The sequence below is a fragment of the Gemmatimonadota bacterium genome (assembly GCA_016209965.1).
Classification (GTDB): Bacteria; Gemmatimonadota; Gemmatimonadetes; order Longimicrobiales; family RSA9; genus JACQVE01.
Map to the genome: position 1 here is coordinate 1 of JACQVE010000169.1, position 2777 is coordinate 2777.

Sequence of the window (2777 nt, forward strand, 5' to 3'; positions counted from 1 at the left end):
TCGGAGTAGCTGCGGTCGTGAGTGGCGGAGGGCTCGAGATCCCAGCGCCTCCGGCCGCCGAGGGCCAGGCTGATGCCGTCCTCGCGGCTGATGGAGAAGGCGTGGCTGCGGGCGGTCGCGTAAGCCAGTCGCGCGGCGATGCCGGCCAGGTCATCGCGTGGGTCGGCGAGGCGGTAGCGGCTGGTGCCGAGGAGCAGGTCGCGCTCGGTCACGCGTTCGGCCGCTACCGTGAGGGAGGTGCTCGAGCGCCAGCGGCGGCGCAGGAATCGGGCGCTGAGCGAGGCCTCGTCCTCGGAGCGGAGCTGGCGGGCAGTGCTGGTGTCGGGCAGGCTGCGCAGCCGCCCGCTCCAGGTGCGGCTCACCTCCAGCGCCAGCAGCGGATTGCCGAATCCTGAATATTGATAGGCGAGCCCGCCCTCCAGCCGGTCCTCGCGCGGGGCGAGCGCGGCCCACAGCGTGTACGTGTGGCGCTGAACGAGGTCCTGGCCGGCGGTCAGGGCGCCGTAAACGCCGCCCAGTGCCGGCTCCTGGCTGTAGAGGGGGAGCCAGAAGCGGGGCAGGAGCGTGGGCCAGGGAGTGTAGGGGCGGGGGCTGGGCTCGGGCGGCGGCGGTGTCGCCGGCCGGCTCACGCCCGCGGCCTCAGACGCCGCCGCCTCCTCAGGCGCCGCCGCCTCCTTTTCGGACTGCGCCGTGACGGCCTTCTCGCGGAGCGCGAGCGCGGGGCGGAGCGGGGCCGGCTCGCGCCAGCTAGCCGGGTCGAAGGGCATGCGCTCGAGGTGGAAGCCGTCCGCGTGATAGCCTACGAAATAGATCCAGCGCCCGTCCCGCGACACCTCCGCGTAGAAGGCGCCTGTCAGCACGTTGCTGACCTGGTAGAGCGGCGGCTCGGCGCCGGGCGCGCCTGCCGGCTGCTCGGGCGCGGGCGTCTGATCGACCGCGGCGGCGAAGAGGTTGGGGATGCCGCTGCGGTCGGAGGAGAAGAGGAGATAGCGCCCGTCCGGCGACCAGGCGGGGGCCGCGTCAATGGCGCGGTCGTGGGTCAACTCCCGAAGCAGGGCGCCCAGGGTGTCGAGCAGGACGACATCGTACTCGCCTCCGCTCCTCCACCGCCCGATGGCGACGCGTGTGCCGCCCGGCGACCAGCGCGGGAGTGACCAGTTTTCCCCCTCCGCGTATTCGCGGAGCGGCTGCACGGTCCCGGAGACGATGTCGTATACGACCGGGCGGGTTCGGCCTCGATGACTCTGCACAGCGGCCACGCGGCGCCCGTCGGGCGCGACGTCCGGCTCGGCGAGGCGCAGGCCGCGGGTGAGCCGGCGCCCTCCGCCCGGGCCGAGGAGGTACAGATCACTGTACAGCTCGTACGTGCGCGCGATCTCGAATTGCGCCGTGACCAGCGTCTCGCCGTCGGGGAGCCAGCTCGCGGGGCCCAGCTCACTGGCAAAGCCGTTGCGCCGGGCGAGCCGCCGCCGCTGCCCGGTGGCGGCATCTAGGACGATGGTGGCCGGGTCATCACGCCCGTTTTCGGCGACGAAGGCGAGCTGGCGGGAATCGGGCGCGAAGCGGGGGTGGAGGGTGTAACGGCCGCCGCCGGCCAGCCGCTCGGAGGGCGTGAGTCCGTGGGCGCGCAGCGAGTCGGCCAGTCGGTTGTAGCGCTCTTCGAGCAATGCGCGCCAAGCGCGCCAGCTAGCCGAGAAGGAGCGGCCGGTAGCGCGGCGCGCCACGCGGTCGAAGGCGAGCGGCGGCGGGATCAGCGCACCCGCAGCGCGCTGCACCAACTTCTGGTGCACCTCCGGCCCGTGCGTCCCGGCCAGGTAGTCGAGGAACAGCGAGCCGTAAACGTAGGGTCGCTGCCCTCCGGGCCAGACCGGACTGCTGCCGCTGGCCCGGTCGATGCCGTCGAATGCGCCCTCCAGCACCGCGGTGCGCAGGACCATGTCGTGGTAGCTGCCGTTCACCCGGCCGGCGCCGGTCACGCGCGACTCGTAATAGGTGGCGAGCCCCTCGATGGACCAGGTGGGCGTGGCCAGCGCGGGGAAGAACGGCCAGGGTGCGGGCACGCGGCCGAAGAGGGCACGCAGCGCGGCACCGAGTCCGGCGACGTGGTCCAGGTGCAAGATGTGGGTCAACTCGTGCACGAGGACCAGCTCCAGCCAGTCGTTGTGGAAGGCGAGCGCCGGGTCGTCCACGGGAGGGGCCGCGTAGACGACGATGCGGTTGGAGGGCAGCGGCGTGGCGAACCCGTTGGAGAAGTCCGTGTGGTCTGTGACGAGCAGGTCAATGGTGCCGCGCGGCGCGTGCAGCAGCTCCTGGCTGAGCACCTGGTAGGCGGCCTCGGCGCGGCCGGCGGCGTGGCGGGCCAGCTCTTCCAAACCGGGGGCGAAGGTGACCCGAAAGTGCACTGTCTCGAAGGTGTGCCAGCGCCACTGGGGCGGCACGTCCTGTGGGCGGGCCACCCCGGGACAGATAAGGAGCAGGGCAAGGAGGATGAACTTCTTCATGGGTTCAGGACAAGTTCACGCCGACGCGGAGACGCGCTGCGCCCCTTCGGCCCGGGATGACAGGGGAACCTCAAGGCTCAGCGGCCCGGCCGCGCAGGAAGTCTTCGAGCGCGCGCAGGTGGGCGCGCGCAATGCGCTCCTGGACCCCGGGATGGCGCAGCGCCGCCTCCTGCTCCGGCACCATCAGGAACATGGTCTCGGTGAGCGCGGCTGGCATCCAGGTGGGGCGCACGAGCGCCAGGTTGGCGCGCCCGACGCCCAGGTTGCGCAGTCCCA

The 2777-nt window shown here is 72.4% G+C and carries 2 protein-coding genes; both read right to left on the reverse strand.

Translation table 11 applies throughout. From position 1 onward, the window contains the following. Positions 1-2501, reverse strand: a 2501-nt coding sequence (locus HY703_06820) for a PD40 domain-containing protein (GenBank protein ID MBI4544887.1), incomplete at its 3' end; no start/stop codon positions are given. Between the two features lie 70 nt (positions 2502-2571). Then, positions 2572-2777: N-acetylmuramoyl-L-alanine amidase (locus HY703_06825; GenBank protein ID MBI4544888.1), on the reverse strand; the 206-nt coding region annotated here is incomplete at its 5' end.